This window comes from Atlantibacter sp. MEI4A-1023, from assembly GCF_056155425.1.
This window is the reverse complement of the sequence record NZ_CM149568.1, coordinates 1,504,526-1,523,741: the sequence shown is the minus strand read 5'-3', so window position 1 is coordinate 1,523,741 and position 19,216 is coordinate 1,504,526. Positions and strand designations below refer to the sequence as shown.

Annotated in this window: 17 protein-coding genes and 7 tRNA genes; 22 read left to right on the top strand and 2 right to left on the bottom strand. The window is 54.0% G+C overall.

Annotation, left to right across the window (positions count from 1 at the left end):
• The first annotated feature begins 281 nt into the window (after positions 1–281).
• From nagB to ACVV26_RS07310, 13 genes are all read left to right on the top strand, one after another.
• Entirely contained in the window at positions 282–1,082 is an 801-nt protein-coding gene (gene nagB, locus ACVV26_RS07370) for a glucosamine-6-phosphate deaminase (protein WP_474801779.1), read from the top strand.
• A gap of 23 nt (positions 1,083–1,105) precedes the next feature.
• The gene (nagA, locus tag ACVV26_RS07365) at positions 1,106–2,254 is read left to right on the top strand and encodes an N-acetylglucosamine-6-phosphate deacetylase (RefSeq protein WP_474800771.1); all 1,149 of its coding nucleotides are present in this window, start codon (positions 1,106–1,108) and stop codon (positions 2,252–2,254) included.
• Between the two features lie 8 nt (positions 2,255–2,262).
• Entirely contained in the window at positions 2,263–3,483 is a 1,221-nt protein-coding gene (gene nagC, locus ACVV26_RS07360; RefSeq protein WP_312984298.1) for a DNA-binding transcriptional regulator NagC, read from the top strand.
• 60 nt (positions 3,484–3,543) lie between these two features.
• Positions 3,544–4,296: an HAD-IIA family hydrolase gene (locus ACVV26_RS07355; RefSeq protein ID WP_125294545.1), complete on the top strand. Its 753-nt coding sequence runs from the start codon at positions 3,544–3,546 to the stop codon at positions 4,294–4,296.
• Positions 4,297–4,581: 285 nt separating this feature from the next.
• A complete protein-coding gene (gene asnB / locus ACVV26_RS07350; protein WP_312984300.1) occupies positions 4,582–6,246 on the top strand; it encodes an asparagine synthase B in 1,665 nt (554 codons plus the stop codon).
• A gap of 248 nt (positions 6,247–6,494) precedes the next feature.
• A tRNA-Met gene (locus tag ACVV26_RS07345) sits at positions 6,495–6,571 on the top strand.
• Positions 6,572–6,578: 7 nt separating this feature from the next.
• Positions 6,579–6,663, top strand: a tRNA-Leu gene (locus tag ACVV26_RS07340).
• Between the two features lie 20 nt (positions 6,664–6,683).
• Positions 6,684–6,758 (top strand) — tRNA-Gln (locus ACVV26_RS07335).
• Positions 6,759–6,791: 33 nt separating this feature from the next.
• A tRNA-Gln gene (locus ACVV26_RS07330) sits at positions 6,792–6,866 on the top strand.
• Between the two features lie 29 nt (positions 6,867–6,895).
• Positions 6,896–6,972, top strand: a tRNA-Met gene (locus ACVV26_RS07325).
• Between the two features lie 5 nt (positions 6,973–6,977).
• Positions 6,978–7,052, top strand: a tRNA-Gln gene (locus ACVV26_RS07320).
• 39 nt (positions 7,053–7,091) lie between these two features.
• A tRNA-Gln gene (locus tag ACVV26_RS07315) sits at positions 7,092–7,166 on the top strand.
• A gap of 120 nt (positions 7,167–7,286) precedes the next feature.
• Positions 7,287–7,868, top strand: coding sequence for a hypothetical protein (locus tag ACVV26_RS07310; RefSeq protein WP_474800769.1), 582 nt, complete (start codon positions 7,287–7,289; stop codon positions 7,866–7,868).
• A gap of 11 nt (positions 7,869–7,879) precedes the next feature.
• Here the strand turns inward: ACVV26_RS07310 and ubiF are convergent, their stop codons facing one another.
• Positions 7,880–9,055, bottom strand: coding sequence for a 3-demethoxyubiquinol 3-hydroxylase (ubiF, locus tag ACVV26_RS07305; protein WP_474800768.1), 1,176 nt, complete (start codon positions 9,053–9,055; stop codon positions 7,880–7,882).
• A 147-nt stretch (positions 9,056–9,202) separates the two neighbouring features.
• Here ubiF and miaB point away from each other — a divergent pair, with 147 nt between their 5' ends.
• From miaB to ACVV26_RS07260, 9 genes are all read left to right on the top strand, one after another.
• Positions 9,203–10,627: a tRNA (N6-isopentenyl adenosine(37)-C2)-methylthiotransferase MiaB gene (gene miaB / locus ACVV26_RS07300; protein WP_474800766.1), complete on the top strand. Its 1,425-nt coding sequence runs from the start codon at positions 9,203–9,205 to the stop codon at positions 10,625–10,627.
• Positions 10,628–10,829: 202 nt separating this feature from the next.
• The gene (locus ACVV26_RS07295) at positions 10,830–11,891 is read left to right on the top strand and encodes a PhoH family protein (RefSeq protein ID WP_183170943.1); all 1,062 of its coding nucleotides are present in this window, start codon (positions 10,830–10,832) and stop codon (positions 11,889–11,891) included.
• Positions 11,888–12,355 (top strand): rRNA maturation RNase YbeY, encoded by a 468-nt coding sequence (gene ybeY, locus ACVV26_RS07290; protein ID WP_125294550.1) that lies wholly within the window; start codon positions 11,888–11,890, stop codon positions 12,353–12,355. Before ACVV26_RS07295 ends, ybeY begins: the two co-directional genes overlap by 4 nt.
• Before the next feature lie 95 nt (positions 12,356–12,450).
• The gene (gene corC / locus ACVV26_RS07285) at positions 12,451–13,329 is read left to right on the top strand and encodes a CNNM family magnesium/cobalt transport protein CorC (RefSeq protein ID WP_312984308.1); all 879 of its coding nucleotides are present in this window, start codon (positions 12,451–12,453) and stop codon (positions 13,327–13,329) included.
• 4 nt (positions 13,330–13,333) lie between these two features.
• Entirely contained in the window at positions 13,334–14,872 is a 1,539-nt protein-coding gene (lnt, locus tag ACVV26_RS07280; RefSeq protein WP_474800764.1) for an apolipoprotein N-acyltransferase, read from the top strand.
• Between the two features lie 356 nt (positions 14,873–15,228).
• A complete protein-coding gene (locus tag ACVV26_RS07275) occupies positions 15,229–16,149 on the top strand; it encodes an amino acid ABC transporter substrate-binding protein (RefSeq protein ID WP_474800762.1) in 921 nt (306 codons plus the stop codon).
• Positions 16,150–16,347: 198 nt separating this feature from the next.
• Entirely contained in the window at positions 16,348–17,088 is a 741-nt protein-coding gene (locus ACVV26_RS07270) for an amino acid ABC transporter permease (RefSeq protein ID WP_474800760.1), read from the top strand.
• Positions 17,088–17,762 carry a glutamate/aspartate ABC transporter permease GltK gene (gene gltK / locus ACVV26_RS07265; protein ID WP_474800758.1) on the top strand — a complete coding sequence of 225 codons (675 nt, stop codon included), beginning with the start codon at positions 17,088–17,090 and terminating at the stop codon, positions 17,760–17,762. The genes ACVV26_RS07270 and gltK overlap by 1 nt, the downstream gene beginning before the upstream one ends.
• On the top strand, positions 17,762–18,487 hold the full coding sequence (locus tag ACVV26_RS07260; RefSeq protein ID WP_474800756.1) for an amino acid ABC transporter ATP-binding protein: 726 nt from the start codon (positions 17,762–17,764) through the stop codon (positions 18,485–18,487). Before gltK ends, ACVV26_RS07260 begins: the two co-directional genes overlap by 1 nt.
• 52 nt (positions 18,488–18,539) lie before the next feature.
• Here the strand turns inward: ACVV26_RS07260 and ACVV26_RS07255 are convergent, their stop codons facing one another.
• Positions 18,540–19,022 (bottom strand): zinc ribbon-containing protein, encoded by a 483-nt coding sequence (locus tag ACVV26_RS07255; protein ID WP_474800754.1) that lies wholly within the window; start codon positions 19,020–19,022, stop codon positions 18,540–18,542.
• Positions 19,023–19,216: the final 194 nt, after the last annotated feature.

Genomic DNA, 19,216 nt, shown 5'->3' with positions numbered 1-19,216 from the left:
TTTTTATTGTGTAACCAACCTTGAAAAATGCGGTGACGTTGCGCATCACACCGGAAGTGTGTGAAAAATTAATTCGTATCGCAAATTAAACGCGCATTTTTTGTGAGTTTTATCACCAAATATCGCTATACCCTCCCCCTTTCACTGGCTAACTCCCAAAACTTATTTTATGATTCAAAAAATCAAGGCGGAATGCTTCCAGCGAGCAGTATAAATGGATCCGTTTTAAACTAAATGTATGTTCCGCCCGTCTGTTTTAAATTAACTAACTGAGGTGAATGATGAGACTGATTCCCCTGGCAACGACTCAGCAGGTCGGTAAATGGGCAGCACGCCATATTGTGAACCGCATTAATGCGTTCAAACCGACGGCGGATCGCCCTTTCGTGCTGGGTCTGCCGACCGGTGGTACCCCGCTGGAAGCGTACAAAGCGCTGGTTGAGATGCATAAAGCGGGCCAGGTCAGCTTCAAACACGTAGTCACCTTTAATATGGATGAATACGTCGGCCTGCCGAAAGAACATCCAGAAAGCTACCACAGCTTCATGCACCGCAATTTCTTCGATCACGTTGATATTCCAGCAGAAAACATCAATTTACTGGATGGCAACGCGCCGGATATTGATGCAGAATGCCGCCAGTATGAAGAGAAAATTCGCGCCTACGGTAAAATTCACCTGTTTATGGGCGGCGTAGGCAATGACGGACACATCGCGTTTAACGAACCCGCTTCGTCGCTGGCTTCCCGCACCCGTATTAAAACCCTGACGCATGACACCCGCGTGGCGAACTCCCGTTTCTTTGACGGCGACGTGAACCAGGTACCGAAATATGCCCTGACCGTGGGCGTTGGCACCCTGCTGGATGCTGAAGAAGTGATGATTCTGGTGCTCGGCCATGTGAAAGCGCAGGCGCTACAGGCGGCAGTTGAAGGCAACGTGAACCATATGTGGACCATTAGCTGTCTGCAGTTGCATCCGAAAGCTGTAATTGTTTGCGATGAGCCGTCTACCATGGAGCTCAAAGTGAAGACGCTGAGATACTTCACCGAACTCGAAGCAGAAAATATTAAAGGTCTTTAAGTCAGTATTTACCGGGGGTCACTATGTACGCACTAATCCACGGCCGGATTTATACCGGCCATGAAGTTCTGGACGACCACGCGATTGTTATCGCGAATGGCCTGATTGAACGCGTTTGTCCGATTGCCGATTTACCATCCGGCATTGAACAGCGCGACGTCGGCGGCGCCATTATTGCCCCCGGTTTTATTGATGTGCAGCTCAACGGCTGCGGCGGCGTGCAGTTTAACGACACCGCCGACGCCGTTACGGTGAAGACGCTGGAAATTATGCAGGCCGCCAATGAAAAATCCGGCTGCACCAGCTATCTTCCCACGCTTATCACCAGCAGCGATGAATTAATGAAGCAGGGTATTCGCGTAATGCGCGAATATCTGGCGAAGCACCCCAATCAGGCGCTGGGTCTTCATCTTGAAGGTCCGTGGCTGAATCTGATGAAAAAAGGCACCCACAATCCGGATTATGTCCGCAAGCCGGATGCTGAACTGGTTGATTTCCTGTGTGAAAACGCCGATGTCATTACCAAAGTGACGCTGGCGCCTGAGCAGGTCGATCCTAAATATATACGTCAGTTGGTAGAGGCAGGCATTATCGTTTCTGCCGGGCACTCCAACGCCACCTATAAAGAAGCAAAAATCGGCTTTCGCGCGGGCATTGGTTTTGCTACCCACTTGTTTAACGCGATGCCGTATATTACAGGCCGCGAACCAGGCCTGGTGGGCGCGATTTTTGATGAACCGGAGCTCTATTGCGGCATTATTGGTGACGGGCTGCATGTCGACTACGCCAATGTCCGTATTGCCAAGCAGATCAAGGGCGATAAACTTTGCCTTGTTACCGATGCGACAGCACCGGCCGGTGCTGATATCGAACAGTTCATTTTTGCCGGTAAAACAATATACTACCGCAACGGGCTGTGTGTGGATGAGAACGGTATCCTCAGTGGTTCTGCATTGACCATGATTGAAGGCGTACATAATCTTGTCGAGCATGTCGGTATCGCGCTGGACGAAGCGCTGCGCATGGCATCGCTCTACCCGGCTCGCGCAATGGGTGTGGATAAAGATCTCGGCACAATCGAAGCCGGGAAAGTGGCCAATCTGACCGCCTTTACCCGCGATTACAAAATTATCAAGACCATCGTTAATGGCAACGAGGTCGTCACTGAGTAAGAAAAGGCATGACAACTGGCGGACAGGCTCAAATTGGTAATGTTGATCTGGTAAAACAACTGAACAGCGCGGCGGTTTATCGCCTCATCGATCAACATGGACCCATTTCGCGCATTCAGATTGCCGAACAAAGCCAGCTCGCCCCCGCCAGCGTCACCAAAATTACTCGCCAGCTGATTGAACGCGGGTTGATTAAAGAAGTCGATCAACAGGCCTCTACCGGGGGCCGCCGCGCTATCTCCATTATTACCGAAACCCGCGGTTTTCAGGCTATCGGCGTGCGGCTGGGCCGCCACGATGCCACGCTGACGCTGTTCGATCTTAGCAGCAAAGCCCTGGCGGAAGAGCATTTCGCCCTGCCGGAGCGTACCCAGGAGACGCTGGAAGACGCGCTGCTCAATGCTATTGCGCAATTCAGCGAAAACAACCTGCGTAAAATCCGCGAGCTGATTGCTATCTCCGTTATTCTGCCTGGCCTGGTCGATCCCGACACCGGCGTGGTGCGCTATATGCCGCATATCGACGTGGAAAACTGGCCGCTGGTGGAGAAACTCGAAAAACGCTTTAACTTACCTTGCTTTGTGGGTCACGACATTCGCAGCCTGGCGCTGGCCGAGCACTATTTCGGTGCAACTCGCGATTGCGATGATTCTATTCTGGTGCGCGTACATCGCGGCACCGGTGCGGGCATCATCTCCAATGGCCGGATTTTTATTGGCCGTAACGGCAACGTGGGGGAGATCGGTCATATTCAGGTTGACCCGCTGGGCGAACGCTGCCACTGCGGTAATTTTGGCTGCCTGGAAACCATCGCCGCGAATGCCGCCATTGAAGCGCGCGTGCGCCATCTGTTGGAACGGGGTTATCAGAGCCGCTTGACCGTTGACGATTGCAATATCGACGCGATTTGCAAAGCCGCCAACAAAGGCGATCCGCTGGCCAGCGAGGTGATAGAGCATGTCGGGCGCCATCTGGGTAAAGCCATCGCTATCGCTATTAACCTGTTCAACCCGCAAAAAGTGGTCATCGCGGGTGAAATTATCAGTGCCGAAAAAGTGCTGCTGCCCGCCATTGAAGGCTGCATCAACACGCAGGTGCTGAAGGCGTTTCGCAAAAACTTGCCGGTAGTGCGCTCTTCCCTGAACGATCGTTCTGCCATTGGCGCCTTCGCCCTGGTTAAGCGCGCGATGCTGAACGGGATGCTGCTGCAACGATTGCTGGAAAGTTAAAATCGTCAGTGCATTTCCGTTATAGTTAATTCTTATCTTTCAGGCAGACCAGAGTAGTCCATGACCATTCAGAACGTAATTTGTGATATTGACGGCGTGCTGATGCACGACAACGTAGCCGTACCCGGTGCGAGCGAATTTCTGACCCGCATACTGGAAAAAGGTTTGCCGCTGGTGTTGCTGACCAACTACCCCTCGCAAACCGGGCAGGATCTCGCCAACCGTTTCGCCTCTGCGGGCATTAACGTGCCGGACAGCGTGTTTTACACCTCCGCGATGGCGACCGCAGATTTTCTGCGCCGTCAGGAAGGCAAGAAAGCCTATGTGGTAGGCGAAGGCGCGTTAATTCACGAACTGTATAAAGCAGGCTTCACCATTACTGATATCAACCCGGACTTTGTGATCGTGGGCGAAACACGCTCCTATAACTGGGAAATGATGCACAAGGCCGCGTTTTTTGTTGCCAACGGTGCGCGTTTTATCGCCACCAACCCGGATACCCACGGTCGCGGTTTCTATCCAGCCTGCGGTGCGCTGTGCGCCGGGATTGAGAAAATCTCCGGACGCAAGCCGTTTTACGTCGGCAAACCGAGCCCGTGGATCATCCGCGCCGCACTCAACAAGATGCAGGCCCATTCCGAACAGACCGTGATTGTTGGCGATAACCTGCGTACCGATATTCTGGCAGGCTTCCAGGCGGGTCTGGAAACCATTCTGGTACTTTCCGGCGTTTCGACCTTAAACGATATCGATGCGATGCCGTTCCGGCCTTCGTGGATTTATCCCTCCGTCGCGGAAATCGACGTTATTTGATTTGAAGCCACGTTTATCGTGGCTTCGTTATTTTTACCCTCTGTTCAAAAGCACACATCTAATAAAAAAGCCGTTTTATTGAATATTCGTCAATAAATGAGATTAAAACCTGCCCTTTTTTTATCAATCCGCAATGACCATTGAACTTTTCACTTACGCGGGTGGAAAAGCCTTGCCACAACGGTCTGGTTTGCGGCATTTTCTTAGACATAGCAAGGCACTCGGCCCCGTAAAGCGCGCCGTGTGCCGACAAACAACATCACCGCCAGGTTAATGGAGAAGTCTATGTGTTCGATTTTTGGTGTACTGGATATTAAAACTGACGCAGGCGAGCTGCGAAAAAAAGCGTTGGAACTGTCTCGCCTGATGCGCCACCGCGGCCCGGACTGGTCTGGTGTTTACGCCAGCGATAAAGCCATCCTCGCCCATGAGCGTCTGTCGATTGTTGATGTCAACGCCGGAGCACAGCCGCTGTACAACGAAGCCAAAACCCATGCGCTGGCGGTAAACGGTGAGATCTACAACCATCAGGCACTGCGCGCCGAATACGGCGACCGCTACCCGTTCCAGACCGGTTCCGACTGTGAAGTGATCCTGGCGCTGTATCAGGAAAAAGGTCCGGAATTCCTCGACGATCTGCAAGGCATGTTTGCCTTCGTGCTGTATGACAGCGAAAAAGACGCCTACCTGATTGGCCGCGACCATATCGGTATTATCCCGCTGTACATGGGCCACGACGAACACGGCAACCTGTATGTGGCTTCTGAAATGAAAGCGCTGGTGCCGGTGTGCCGCACCATTAAAGAGTTCCCGGCGGGCAGCTACCTGTGGAGCCAGGACGGCGAAATTCGTTCTTACTATCAGCGCGACTGGTTTGAGTACGATGCGGTTAAAGACAACGTGACCGACAAAAACGCCCTGCGCCAGGCGCTGGAAGATGCCGTTAAAAGCCATTTGATGTCTGACGTGCCGTATGGCGTGCTGCTTTCCGGCGGCCTGGATTCTTCTGTGATCTCGGCGATCACCAAAAAATTCGCCGCCCGCCGCGTGGAAGATGAAGAGCGTAGCGAAGCCTGGTGGCCGCAACTGCATTCCTTTGCCGTGGGCCTGAAAGGCGCGCCGGATCTGAAGGCCGCGCAGGAAGTGGCAAACCACCTGGGCACCGTACACCATGAAATTCACTTCACCGTGCAGGAAGGCCTGGATGCCATCCGCGATGTGATTTATCACATTGAAACCTATGACGTGACCACCATTCGCGCCTCTACGCCGATGTATTTGATGTCGCGTAAAATCAAAGCCATGGGCATTAAAATGGTGCTGTCTGGCGAAGGTTCCGATGAAGTATTTGGCGGCTATCTCTACTTCCATAAAGCGCCGGATGCCAAAGAGCTGCACGAAGAAACCGTGCGTAAGCTACAGGCCCTGCACATGTTTGACTGCGCCCGCGCCAACAAAGCGATGTCCGCCTGGGGCGTGGAAGCCCGCGTCCCGTTCCTGGATAAGAAATTCCTCGACGTGGCGATGCGCATCAACCCGCAGGATAAAATGTGCGGCAACGGCAAGATGGAAAAACACGTGCTGCGTGAATGTTTTGAATCCTACCTGCCGGCAAGCGTGGCATGGCGTCAGAAAGAGCAGTTCTCCGACGGCGTCGGCTACAGCTGGATCGACACCTTAAAAGAGGTGGCGGCTCAGCAGGTCAGTGACCAGCAGCTTGAAACCGCGAGCTTCCGTTTCCCGTACAACACGCCGTCTTCTAAAGAAGCGTATCTGTACCGTGAAATCTTTGAAGAGCTGTTCCCGGTGCCAAGCGCGGCGGAATGCGTGCCCGGCGGCCCATCTGTCGCCTGCTCTTCCGCTAAAGCGATTGAATGGGACGAAGCGTTCAAAACCATGAACGATCCGTCTGGCCGCGCAGTGGGCGTGCACCAGTCTGCCTACAAATAACCAGAAGCATGACGTAAAAAGGAGCTTGCGGGCTCCTTTTTTATTGCATTTTATTGGCGCTGAAAACGTTAATTATCAGCAATCAAAGCGAGAATTAACCAATAACTGTTGAATATTTCGTCAAGCTGTTCGCAAGCTAGTCAACCGGCGATTATCAGGCGCTTTTCGGGAAAAAATGTGTTGACGCTGCAAGGCCCAATACGCATAATGCGCCCCGCAACGCCGATAAGGTAACGCAAAAAAAAGATGGCTACGTAGCTCAGCTGGTTAGAGCACATCACTCATAATGATGGGGTCACAGGTTCGATTCCCGTCGTAGCCACCATCTTTTTGCGGGAGTGGCGAAATTGGTAGACGCACCAGATTTAGGTTCTGGCGCCGCAAGGTGTGCGAGTTCAAGTCTCGCCTCCCGCACCATTATCTTCACGTTGCACGGATGGGGTATCGCCAAGCGGTAAGGCACCGGTTTTTGATACCGGCATTCCCTGGTTCGAATCCAGGTACCCCAGCCACCTTTTCTGACGATTGTGTTTACACAGTGTCATTGGGGTATCGCCAAGCGGTAAGGCACCGGTTTTTGATACCGGCATTCCCTGGTTCGAATCCAGGTACCCCAGCCAGTCAGTTTTGGCTGGTAGAAATACAATTTGGCTACGTAGCTCAGCTGGTTAGAGCACAGCACTCATAATGCTGGGGTCACAGGTTCGATTCCCGTCGTAGCCACCACCTTTTGGGGTATCGCCAAGCGGTAAGGCAGTGGATTCTGATTCCACCATTCCGAGGTTCGAATCCTCGTACCCCAGCCAATTTAAAAAAGACGGATTGCATCAGCAGCCGCACCCTGTTGGGGTATCGCCAAGCGGTAAGGCAGTGGATTCTGATTCCACCATCCCGAGGTTCGAATCCTCGTACCCCAGCCACTCTTTACAAAAAGCTCGCTTCGGCGGGCTTTTTGTATTCTTAAATTTCTCTCAGTCGCTTTCTATCTCGCTGCATCTGCTGTTAACTTCCTTGCCGTATTCATGCAAAAGGAACTTACCGTGAATTATCAGTTCAGCACTTCCGCCTTCGCTATGCCACTGACTCTCCTGCTTATCGTGGTCAGCGTCATGTTAAATTTTATAGGCATCTCCGCTTTTTTAGTCTATTTCCTGTTTATCAAATTCTTTTTCCCGATCGCTATTTCAATGAGAATTCATCGTCTTGAGGAACAGGGGCTGGCCCTGACGCTAACTGAGGAATCACAATGGATAACCTATATTCATGGCTTACCTGCCATAGAAAAACGCGCCGCGCTTAAGAACCCTTGCTTCTTTTCATCCGAACGCACCCGGCAGTTTTTTTATCGCAGCTTCTTAGCCAAACTGTGTCTTCAAATTGCCTGTGTCGTTATTTTAATGAGTGAGGCAATATCGTCTCAAAACGATGGAATTCTCATGATTTCGCTGTTGGTCTTTACGGGTCTGGGATACGGATGCGTGAAAACCGCAGTGGCCTTATATCAAATTTGGCAGGGTGAAATGCGCTGCGAACCCCTGAAAACGCAAACAGGCACTCTGTGGTTTCAGAGCTTCTTACCGCTCAACGACGGGCATACGCCCGCGTTGAGCAAGCTGCTGTAAATCTATCGCCGTTATAAACCTAACGCATATTTCAGCGCCTGGCGTTTCAGTACGCCCGCGCGTTCAGCCGCCATCAGGCCCAGGTTGCGCAGCAGCTTCACCGGCGGCAGATCGTTGCTGAACCCGGCGTAAAACAGATCCATACCGCTTTGCATCAGGAAGTTATCCCCCTGGCGGCGCATCTGGTAACGGCGCAAAACCTCATAGCTCGCCCAGGGTTCGCCGTGGCTGCGGGCGCGTACCAGCACGTCGAGCAACGCGTCTACATCACGATAACCCAGGTTGACGCCCTGCCCTGCCAGCGGATGGATGGTATGCGCGGCATCGCCCACCAGCGCCAGGCCCGGCTGGGCATAACGCAGCGCATGGCGACGGGTCAATTGAAACGCGCCACAGGCTTGTGGGATGACGTTGCCGACGCGCCGTGGGAAATGCAAACCGATCTCCCGCCCCAGTTGTTCCATCGACATGCTTTGTAACTGGCGGATGCGCGCCGGTTTGTCGTACCACACCAGCGATGCCCAGTTATCGAACAGCGGCAGGAAAGCGCGCGGGCCGTCCGGGGTAAACTGCTGCCAGGTGCTGTCGCCGGGATCGTTGGCGCAGCGCACCGAAATTAACAGGCAGGACTGCTGGTAGTTCCAGGCATGAATGCCGATACCGGCCCACTCGCGAACCCGGGAATTCGCTCCATCGGCACCGATTACCAGCTTCGCCTCCAGTACGCTGCCGTCTTCAAAGGTCAGCTCATGGATATCATCACGCCGGTGCATCTGAGTAAGCGCCGCCGGGCAGTGCAGCGTAATCGAAGGATGCTGCTCCAGCGCCTGCCACAGCGCACGTTGCAGCACCTGGTTTTCCACCATAAAACCCAGTTCAGGCAGCTTAAGCTCTGAGGCATCAAACGCCACGTGGGAGGCTTCCCACTCCCAGGTTTCCAGCCGCCGCCAGGCATGGGCGCGCATACCCAGGATCGCATCCCACACGCCGAGCTGCTTCAACAGCGCGACTGAGGCGGCGCTTATTGCCGAAATACGCACGTCAGGTGGCGATGCCGGGTCGAATTCCGCTGGCGGCGCATGTTCGATCACGCTGACCTGAAAACCGTTTTGCGCGAGCCCCAGTGCAATCGCGGCGCCCACCATGCCCGCGCCGATAACGGCGACTTCAGTTGGTTGATTTGCCATGGTCATTTATCCTTAAACGCAGTGATATAAGTTTACCGGATTTTCCACTTCCTGGCGTCGCAATCCTCGCCACTGGTCACGGCAGCGTCAAAGCATTACAATACGCGCCCTGCATTACGGCGGTTAACTTAAGCAATGAGCATGTCGATGACAAAAAAACTCCATATCAAAACCTGGGGCTGTCAGATGAACGAATACGATTCATCGAAGATGGCCGATCTGCTGGATGCCACTCACGGCTATCAACTGACCGAGGTGGCGGAAGAAGCGGATGTGTTGTTGCTCAACACCTGCTCAATCCGTGAAAAGGCTCAGGAAAAAGTCTTCCATCAGCTGGGCCGCTGGAGAGCGCTTAAGGAAAAGAACCCGGATCTGATTATCGGCGTCGGCGGCTGCGTGGCGTCTCAGGAAGGCGATCACATTCGCCAGCGCGCCCACTACGTAGACATTATTTTTGGGCCGCAAACCCTGCACCGTTTACCGGAGATGATCAACCGCGTGCGTGGCGATCGCAGCCCGGTCGTGGATATCAGCTTCCCGGAAATCGAAAAATTCGACCGTCTTCCTGAACCGCGCGCCGATGGCCCAACGGCATTTGTGTCGATCATGGAAGGCTGCAACAAGTACTGCACCTACTGCGTAGTGCCTTATACCCGTGGCGAAGAAGTCAGCCGTCCGTGCGACGATATTCTGTTTGAAATCGCCCAACTGGCGGCGCAGGGCGTGCGTGAAGTTAACCTGCTGGGCCAGAACGTTAACGCCTGGCGCGGGGAAAACTACGACGGCACTCAGGGCAGCTTTGCCGATCTGTTGCGTCTGGTGGCGGCCATTGACGGCATCGACCGTATTCGTTTCACCACCAGCCATCCGATTGAGTTTACCGATGATATCGTAGAAGTTTACCGCGATACGCCGGAACTGGTGAGCTTCCTGCACCTGCCCGTGCAGAGCGGTTCAGACCGCGTGCTGAACCTGATGGGCCGCACCCACACCGCGCTGGAATACAAAGCGATTATCCGTAAGCTGCGCGCTGCGCGCCCGGATATCCAGATTAGCTCTGACTTTATCGTCGGCTTCCCGGGTGAAAGCCAACAGGATTTCGAGCAGACCATGAAGCTGATTGCCGATGTGAACTTCGACATGAGCTACAGTTTTATTTTCTCTGCCCGCCCGGGTACGCCTGCCGCCGATATGGTGGACGATGTTCCGGAAGAGGAAAAAAAGCAGCGCCTGTATATCCTTCAGGAGCGCATTAACCAGCAGGCGATGACCTGGAGCCGCCGGATGCTGGGCACCGTTCAGCGCATCCTGGTGGAAGGCACATCCCGTAAAAGCATTATGGAACTCTCCGGGCGTACCGAAAATAACCGTGTGGTGAACTTCGAAGGCACGCCGGAGATGGTGGGTAAATTCGTTGATGTGGAAATCACCGATGTGTTCCCGAACTCGCTGCGCGGCACCGTGGTACGTACCGAAGAAGAGATGGGCTTACGCATCGTCGAATCCCCGGAATCGGTCATTGCCCGTACCCGCAAAGAAAACGAGATCGGCGTCGGTATCTACCAGCCGTAATCTTCCCCTACGATATGCTGCGGCTATCGCAGCATATCGTTGCTTTTGCACTCTCCTGCCCTTGTAATTACTCGCTGTTACCCAAATATCAGGCCTGAAGCTTGCGCCTTTTTCCCACGCCGTGAATAATTTCCTTAAGCCTGAGAAAATCAGCACGCATTATTGTTCACCTAACTGGCCCTGTGTGACCAAGAGGATAAGTTTGAATATCGAAACACGTGAATTCACCCTGGAACCCGCAGATAACGAACGTCTGCTTAGCCTTTGCGGCCCGTTTGACGACAACATCAAACAGCTCGAACGGCGCCTCGGCATCGAAATTAATCGTCGTGACAACCACTTCAAACTCACCGGACGTAGCCTGAGCGTCAGCGCTGCGGCGGATATTCTTCGCCATTTGTATGTGGATACGGCACCGATGCGCGGCAAGATCAAAGACATTGAACCGGAACAAATCCACCTGGCGATTAAAGAGTTCCGCGTGCTGGAACAGAACGCGGAAAGCGTGCCGGACTATGGCAAGGCGGTAAACATACAGACCAAGCGCGGCGTAATTAAACCGCGTACGCCTAACCAGGCGCAGTACATCGCTAATATTCTCGACCACGACATCACCTTCGGCGTCGGCCCGGCGGGGACCGGTAAAACCTACCTGGCGGTTGCGGCGGCGGTGGATGCGCTGGAGCGCCAGGAAATTCGCCGCATTCTGCTGACGCGTCCGGCGGTTGAAGCGGGCGAGAAACTCGGTTTCCTGCCAGGCGATCTTAGCCAGAAAGTCGACCCGTACCTGCGCCCGCTCTACGATGCGCTGTTTGAAATGCTCGGCTTCGAGCGCGTCGAGAAACTGATGGAACGCAACGTGATTGAAGTCGCGCCGCTGGCCTATATGCGCGGCCGCACCCTGAACGACGCGTTTATCATCCTTGATGAGAGCCAGAACACTACCATCGAACAGATGAAGATGTTCCTGACGCGTATCGGTTTCAACTCGAAGGCGGTGATTACCGGCGACGTGACGCAAATCGACTTACCGCGCAATATGAAATCTGGCTTGCGCCATGCCATCGAAGTGCTGAACGAAGTGGAAGAGATTAGCTTTAATTTCTTCCATAGCGAAGACGTGGTGCGCCATCCGGTGGTCGCGCGCATCGTTAACGCCTATGAAGCCTGGGAAGAAGCGGATCAAAAACGCAAAGCGGAACAGGCGGCGGAACGCAAGCGCGAAGCGCTGGCGCAGGCTGCCGGTCAGCAGGAGCAACCATGAGCCAGGTGATTCTGGATTTACAGCTGGCCTGTGAAGACACTACCGGTTTACCGGATGAAGCACAGTTTCAGGCGTGGCTTGAAGCGGTGCTTCCCCAGTTTCAGGAAGAAGCAGAAGTGACCATTCGTCTGGTGGACGAAGCGGAAAGCCACAACCTGAATCTGACTTATCGCGGCAAAGACAAGCCCACCAATGTGCTCTCGTTTCCCTTTGAAGCCCCGCCGGGAATCGAGCTGCCGCTGTTGGGCGATTTGATCATTTGCCGCCAGGTCGTAGAGCGTGAAGCGATTGAGCAAGTAAAGCCGCTGGACGCCCACTGGGCGCATATGGTCATCCACGGCAGCCTGCATCTGCTGGGCTATGACCATATTGAAGACGACGAAGCCGAAGAAATGGAAGGGCTGGAAACAGAGATAATGCTTGCTCTGGGCTTTAGCGATCCGTACATTTCCGAGAAAGAGTAAGCAGTGAGGCAATATTGCCCCTGCCAACAGGCCGCCGCCGTGGGTTTTCCGGCGACGGCGCAATTTAACCAACATGAGGTCCTGTACCAGACGCCATGAGCGACGATAATTCACACAGTAGTGACACGCTTAACAGCAAGAAGGGATTCTTCTCCCTTTTACTGAGCCAGCTTTTCCACGGCGAACCGAAAAACCGTGAAGAGTTACTGGCACTGATCCGTGATTCTGAACAGAACGAGCTTATCGACCTGGATACCCGCGATATGCTTGAAGGGGTAATGGATATCGCCGACCAACGGGTCCGCGACATCATGATCCCACGTTCACAGATGGTCACCGTTAAACGCAACCAGAGCCTGGACGAATGTCTCGATGTGATCATCGAATCCGCCCACTCGCGTTTCCCGGTCATCAGCGAAGACAAAGATCACATTGAAGGGATTCTGATGGCGAAAGATCTGCTGCCGTTTATGCGCAGCGATGCCGAGCCGTTCAGTATGGAAAAAGTGTTACGCCCGGCGGTGGTTGTGCCGGAAAGCAAGCGGGTTGACCGCATGCTTAAAGAGTTCCGTTCTCAGCGTTACCACATGGCGATTGTTATTGATGAATTTGGCGGGGTCTCGGGCCTGGTCACCATTGAAGACATTCTGGAACTCATCGTGGGTGAAATTGAAGACGAATATGACGAAGAAGAGGATCTCGATTTTCGTCAATTGAGTCGCCACACCTGGACCGTTCGCGCGCTGGCGCCTATCGAAGATTTCAACGAAACCTTTGGTACCCAGTTCAGCGATGAAGAGGTCGATACTATTGGCGGCCTGGTGATGCAGGCGTTCGGTCATTTACCGGCGCGCGGCGAAACCGTTGAAATTGACGGCTATCAGTTCAAAGTCGCCATGTCGGACAGCCGACGCATTATCCAGGTTCACGTAAAAATCCCGGACGACTCGCCAACACCAAAATCTGAAGAGTAATGGAATGCACTTTTCTGCATTGTTTGAACGCCAGCGCGTGCGCTTGCTGCTGGCGCTATTAACAGGAGCCAGCGGAACGCTGGCTTTTTCTCCTTATGACTTCTGGCCCGCCGCGCTGATCTCGCTGATCGGCTTGCAGGGCCTGACGCTCAACCGCCGTCCGCTGCAAAGCGCCTGGATTGGTTTCTTCTGGGGGCTGGGCCTGTTTGGCACCGGCATTAACTGGGTCTACGTCAGTATCGCGCAGTTCGGCGGTATGCCTGGGCCGATCAACGTTTTCCTCGTTGTGCTGCTCGCTGCGTATTTATCGCTGTACACCGGTCTGTTCGCTGGCGTACTCGGCAAGCTGTGGCCAAAAGCCAACGTCTGGCGCGTGGCGATTGCCGCACCCGCGGTCTGGCAGGTCACCGAGTTTCTGCGCGGTTGGGTGCTGACCGGTTTCCCGTGGCTACAGTTCGGCTACAGCCAGGTGGATGGCCCGCTCAAAGGCCTGGCACCGGTCACCGGCGTTGAAGGCATTAACTTCCTGCTGATGATGATCAGCGGTTTGATTGTGCTGGCGCTGGCGCGTCGGCATGTTATGCCAGCGGTTGTCGCCGTGGTGCTGTTCGCGCTGCCCTTCCCGCTGCGTTATATCCAGTGGTATCAACTGCTGCCGGAACGCCAGCTCAATGTCTCGCTGGTACAGGGGAATATTCCCCAGTCGCTGAAGTGGGATGAAGGCGAACTGCTGAACACGCTGCGCATCTATCTCAACGCCTCAGAACCGAAAATGGGCCAGTCGCAGCTGATTATCTGGCCGGAATCGGCAATCCCCGATCTGGAAATCAACCAGCAGCGCTTTTTGACTGAACTCGACGGCATGCTGCGTGAGCATAACACCAGCCTGATTACCGGCCTGGTGGACGCCCGCCTCAACAAGCAGAACCGCTACAACACCTACAACACTATTATCACGCTGGGCGCGGATAATCCGTACAGCTACAACTCCACCAACCGCTACAACAAGAACCACCTGGTACCGTTCGGTGAGTTTGTGCCGCTGGAATCGATTTTGCGCCCGCTGGCACCGTTCTTCGATCTGCCGATGTCCTCATTCAGCCGTGGCCCTTACCAGCAACCGCAGCTTCTGGCCCACGGCTTTAAAATGACGGCGGCGATTTGCTACGAGATCATCCTCGGCGAGCAGGTGCGTGATAACTTCCGTCCGGATACCGATTTCCTGCTGACCATCTCCAACGACGCCTGGTTTGGTCGCTCTATCGGTCCGTGGCAGCACTTCCAGATGGCGCGGATGCGCGCGCTGGAGCTGGCGCGCCCGCTGCTGCGTAGCACCAATAACGGTGTGACCGCCGTGATTAGCCCGACCGGTGACGTGCAGAAGATGATCCCGCAGTTCACCCGCGACGTGTTAACCGCTGAGGTGACGCCAACCCGCGGTATCACGCCGTATGCCCGCTTTGGCCACTGGCCGCTGTGGCTGCTGACGGGCGTGATGAGTTTTATGGCGCTGATCGTGGCGCTACGCCGCAGAAACCTCTGATTCACCCTACACTTTTTTAAGGCTAGCTTCGCTGGCCTTTTTTATTTCTGGCACGGTGATTGCTTAATGTAATCAGGTACTTTGCGAATTTCCCTTTCGGACGAAGCGCATAAAATCGGGTTGCACCATGACGGATCAACCAGAGCACCATATCGGTGCAAGCCGCGAGATTTGCCTTTAAATGGTGCGGCGCACTTCGCAAAAATAAACAAATAAATAGCAAAACCTTTACATTAAGCCAGGCTAAATGTTAACAAGCAGACACAATGTTGCGCAGTAGCGCAACAATAAAAACAACACAAACACTCACAATGGGTTATCACTGGCGCCAATGGCGCTACGATAAGGAGTTGGATATGCAATTACATAAACTGGCCGCAGCAATGTTAGTCATGGGGTTGGGCGCAGGTTTAGCCCACGCCGAAGAGGCAAAACCCGCTGACGCTGCCGCACAGCAAGGTACGCTGGCAAAAGTCGCGAAGAATGGCGTTATCGTCGTGGGTCATCGCGAATCTTCCGTACCGTTTTCTTATTACGATAATCAGCAAAAAGTTGTCGGTTATTCTCAGGATTACTCCAACGCCATCGTTGAAGCAGTGAAGAAGAAGCTGAACAAGCCGGATCTGCAGGTTAAACTGATTCCAATTACTTCCCAGAACCGTATCCCGCTGCTGCAAAACGGCACCTTCGACTTTGAATGCGGCTCCACCACCAACAACCTGGAGCGCCAGAAACAAGCGGCCTTCTCCGACACTATCTTCGTAGTAGGCACCCGTCTGCTGGCTAAGAAAGGCGGCGATATCAAAGATTTCCCGGATCTGAAAGGCAAAGCGGTTGTTGTCACCTCCGGCACCACCTCTGAAGTTCTGCTGCACAAGCTGAATGACGAGAAGAAAATGGATATGCGCATCATCAGCGCCAAAGACCACGGTGATTCGTTCCGCACCCTGGAAAGCGGCCGCGCGGTGGCGTTTATGATGGATGACGCCCTGCTGGCTGGCGAGCGCGCGAAAGCGAAGAAACCGGATCAGTGGGAAATCGTCGGCACTCCGCAGTCTCAGGAAGCCTACGGCTGTATGCTGCGTAAAGACGATCCGGAATTCAAAAAGCTGCTGGATGACACCATCGCCCAGGCCCAGACTTCTGGCGACGCGGAAAAATGGTTCGACAAGTGGTTTAAGAACCCGATTCCACCGAAAAACCTGAACCTGAACTTTGAACTCTCCGATGAGATGAAAGCGCTGTTCAAAGAACCTAACGATAAAGCACTGAACTAATTACAACCATTAAGGGGCGGGACATCCTGCCCTCTCGATTGTTTCGACTGCCCGGACAGACTCTGCGTTGGATGGCCGTTCCCCATCCGGCGTGAATACTCCGCTCGTTTCCAGCGAGTCAAATAAGGAAACAGCGGAGAAGGCTTCGTAGCAATCTTCGAGGGTAGCCAGGCTACCCTTATTTTTTTGGAGTAACGTATGTCTATAGACTGGAACTGGGGTATTTTTTTACAGCCCGCCCCGTTCGGCAACACCACCTATCTGGGCTGGCTGTGGAGTGGTTTTCAGGTTACCGTCGCGCTGTCGATCACGGCCTGGATTATCGCCTTCCTCGTCGGCTCCCTGTTTGGCATCCTGCGTACCGTTCCTAACCGTTTCCTTTCCGGGATCGGAACCTGCTACGTAGAGCTTTTCCGTAACGTCCCGCTGATCGTTCAGTTCTTTACCTGGTATCTGGTGGTACCGGAGCTGCTGCCTGTAGATCTGGGGATGTGGTTCAAAGCCGAGCTCGATCCCAACGTACAGTTCTTCCTGTCGTCGATGATCTGCCTCGGTCTGTTCACCGCCGCACGCGTGTGCGAGCAGGTGCGCGCCGCGATCCAGTCGCTGCCGCGCGGCCAGAAAAACGCCGCTCTGGCGATGGGCCTGACGCTGCCGCAGGCCTACCGCTATGTCCTGCTGCCCAACGCCTACCGCGTTATCGTCCCGCCAATGACCTCAGAAATGATGAACCTGGTGAAAAACTCTGCCATCGCTTCGACCATCGGGCTGGTGGATATGGCAGCACAGGCCGGCAAACTGCTGGATTACTCGGCCCATGCCTGGGAATCCTTCACGGCGATTACGTTAGCATATGTGTTTATCAACACCCTGATTATGCTGGTGATGAATGTGGTAGAGCGCAAAATCCGCCTGCCCGGTAATCTGGGGAGCAAATAATGTACGAATTTGACTGGAGCTCGATTGTTCCCTCCTTCCCCTATTTGCTGGATGGCCTGGTCATCACCCTGAAAATCACCATCACAGCGGTGATTATCGGCATTATCTGGGGCACGCTGCTGGCGGTAATGCGCCTGTCGACCTTTAAGCCCGTTGCCTGGTTCGCCACCAGCTACGTGAACGTGTTCCGTTCGATTCCGCTGGTGATGGTGCTGCTGTGGTTCTATCTGATCGTGCCGGGCTTTCTGCAAAACGTGCTGGGGCTGTCGCCGAAAACCGATATCCGGTTGATCTCCGCTATGGTGGCGTTTTCGATGTTTGAAGCCGCCTATTATTCGGAAATCATCCGCGCCGGTATTCAGAGCATCTCCCGTGGGCAATCCAACGCCGCGCTGGCGCTGGGCATGACCCAATGGCAATCCATGAAGCTGATTATTCTGCCGCAGGCGTTCCGCGCCATGGTGCCGCTGCTGTTGACCCAGGGCATCGTGTTGTTCCAGGACACCTCGCTGGTTTACGTATTAAGCCTCGCAGACTTCTTCCGTACCGCCTCCACCATTGGCGAGCGCGACGGGACTCAGGTCGAAATGATCCTGTTTGCCGGTGGCGTATATTTCATCATTAGTTTAAGTGCGTCGCTGCTGGTCAGTTGGCTGAAGAAAAGGACGGTATAATGATTTCCCTGAAAAATGTTTCTAAATGGTATGGTCAGTTTCAGGTGTTGACCGACTGCTCAACGGAAGTAACCAAAGGCGAAGTGGTGGTAGTATGCGGACCGTCCGGTTCCGGAAAATCCACACTGATTAAAACGGTGAACGGCCTGGAACCCGTGCAGAAAGGCGAAATCGTCGTTAACGGCACCAAAGTCAACGACAGGAAAACCAACCTGGCGGAGCTGCGCTCCCATGTCGGGATGGTGTTCCAGCACTTTGAGCTGTTCCCGCATCTGTCAATTATCGAAAACCTGACCCTGGCGCAGGTGAAAGTGCTGAAGCGCGACAAAGCGGCGGCGCGCCAGAAAGCGGTAAAACTGCTGGAGCGCGTGGGGCTTTCTGCCCATGCCGAGAAATACCCGGCGCAGCTCTCCGGCGGCCAGCAGCAGCGTGTGGCGATTGCCCGTGCACTGTGCATGGACCCGGTGGCCATGTTGTTTGACGAACCGACCTCCGCGCTTGACCCGGAAATGATCAACGAAGTGCTCGACGTGATGGTGGAACTCGCCAACGAAGGCATGACCATGATGGTAGTCACCCACGAAATGGGCTTTGCCCGTAAAGTGGCTAACCGGGTGATCTTTATGGATGAAGGGAAAATCGTTGAGGATTCTGCGAAGGAGGAGTTTTTCGCCAACCCGAAATCGGAACGCGCCAAAGACTTCCTGGCGAAAATCCTGCACTAAGCATTCAGGAAACGATAAAGGAGCAGCCCGGCTGCTCCTTTTTTAATGTTGATTACGGTTCAAACGGCCTGCGCTGGAACTGATCGTGACCGCACTTCGGGCACAGCGGCAGCGCTTCCGGGGTGTAAAACGCCAGATGGTGATGGCATTTCTCGCAGACCAGATTGCCAAGCCCTACCACTTCCCCGCTGTGATAAACGCCGTGATGGTTTAAATCCTGGAACACTTCCCGCCATTCCAGCTGGGTCTTGTCGGTAATGTCCGCCAGCTCCTGCCAGATACTCTCTTTAATCACCCGCATAAACACGCTGTCGGTGAACTCTTCCTGGCTTTCTCCGTAACTGCGGGCAAACTCCTCCAGATCGCGTCGTACCGCGCGCGTTACCTCTTCAGCTTCTGTGCGGGTGAGATCGCCGGTTTGCGCCATTTGCTGGCGCGCGCTGGCGACCAGCGCATCGATATCCCGCTCACCGTTGCGTAAACGTTCGGTTAATGTCGCCACCAGTTCACGATAAAATTGAGCAACCTTGTTCATCTCAGCACTTCTCCTGGTCGGGTAACGTCTTCTAATAATAGACGTTAATCCCGGTTGGCTATGTTAGCCGACGCACATCGCGGGTAAAGGAATGCAAAGGTTGAGGGCGACAGGGAAACCAATCAAAGGCTGTTTTGCCGCAGTCGAATCGGCTATGCTATGCCGATCTTAATCACACTCATACATGCTACAGA

Excerpts from the sequence above, each read along its gene's own strand:
- nagB (WP_474801779.1), top strand. The coding sequence starts at position 282 with ATGAGACTGATTCCCCTGGCAACGACTCAGCAGGTCGGTAAATGGGCA.
- nagA (WP_474800771.1), top strand. The coding sequence starts at position 1,106 with ATGTACGCACTAATCCACGGCCGGATTTATACCGGCCATGAAGTTCTG.
- nagC (WP_312984298.1), top strand. The coding sequence starts at position 2,263 with ATGACAACTGGCGGACAGGCTCAAATTGGTAATGTTGATCTGGTAAAA.
- ACVV26_RS07355 (WP_125294545.1), top strand. The coding sequence starts at position 3,544 with ATGACCATTCAGAACGTAATTTGTGATATTGACGGCGTGCTGATGCAC.
- asnB (WP_312984300.1), top strand. The coding sequence starts at position 4,582 with ATGTGTTCGATTTTTGGTGTACTGGATATTAAAACTGACGCAGGCGAG.
- ubiF (WP_474800768.1), bottom strand. The coding sequence starts at position 9,055 with ATGGCAAATCAACCAACTGAAGTCGCCGTTATCGGCGCGGGCATGGTG.
- miaB (WP_474800766.1), top strand. The coding sequence starts at position 9,203 with ATGACAAAAAAACTCCATATCAAAACCTGGGGCTGTCAGATGAACGAA.
- ybeY (WP_125294550.1), top strand. The coding sequence starts at position 11,888 with ATGAGCCAGGTGATTCTGGATTTACAGCTGGCCTGTGAAGACACTACC.
- corC (WP_312984308.1), top strand. The coding sequence starts at position 12,451 with ATGAGCGACGATAATTCACACAGTAGTGACACGCTTAACAGCAAGAAG.
- lnt (WP_474800764.1), top strand. The coding sequence starts at position 13,334 with ATGCACTTTTCTGCATTGTTTGAACGCCAGCGCGTGCGCTTGCTGCTG.
- ACVV26_RS07275 (WP_474800762.1), top strand. The coding sequence starts at position 15,229 with ATGCAATTACATAAACTGGCCGCAGCAATGTTAGTCATGGGGTTGGGC.
- ACVV26_RS07270 (WP_474800760.1), top strand. The coding sequence starts at position 16,348 with ATGTCTATAGACTGGAACTGGGGTATTTTTTTACAGCCCGCCCCGTTC.
- gltK (WP_474800758.1), top strand. The coding sequence starts at position 17,088 with ATGTACGAATTTGACTGGAGCTCGATTGTTCCCTCCTTCCCCTATTTG.
- ACVV26_RS07260 (WP_474800756.1), top strand. The coding sequence starts at position 17,762 with ATGATTTCCCTGAAAAATGTTTCTAAATGGTATGGTCAGTTTCAGGTG.
- ACVV26_RS07255 (WP_474800754.1), bottom strand. The coding sequence starts at position 19,022 with ATGAACAAGGTTGCTCAATTTTATCGTGAACTGGTGGCGACATTAACC.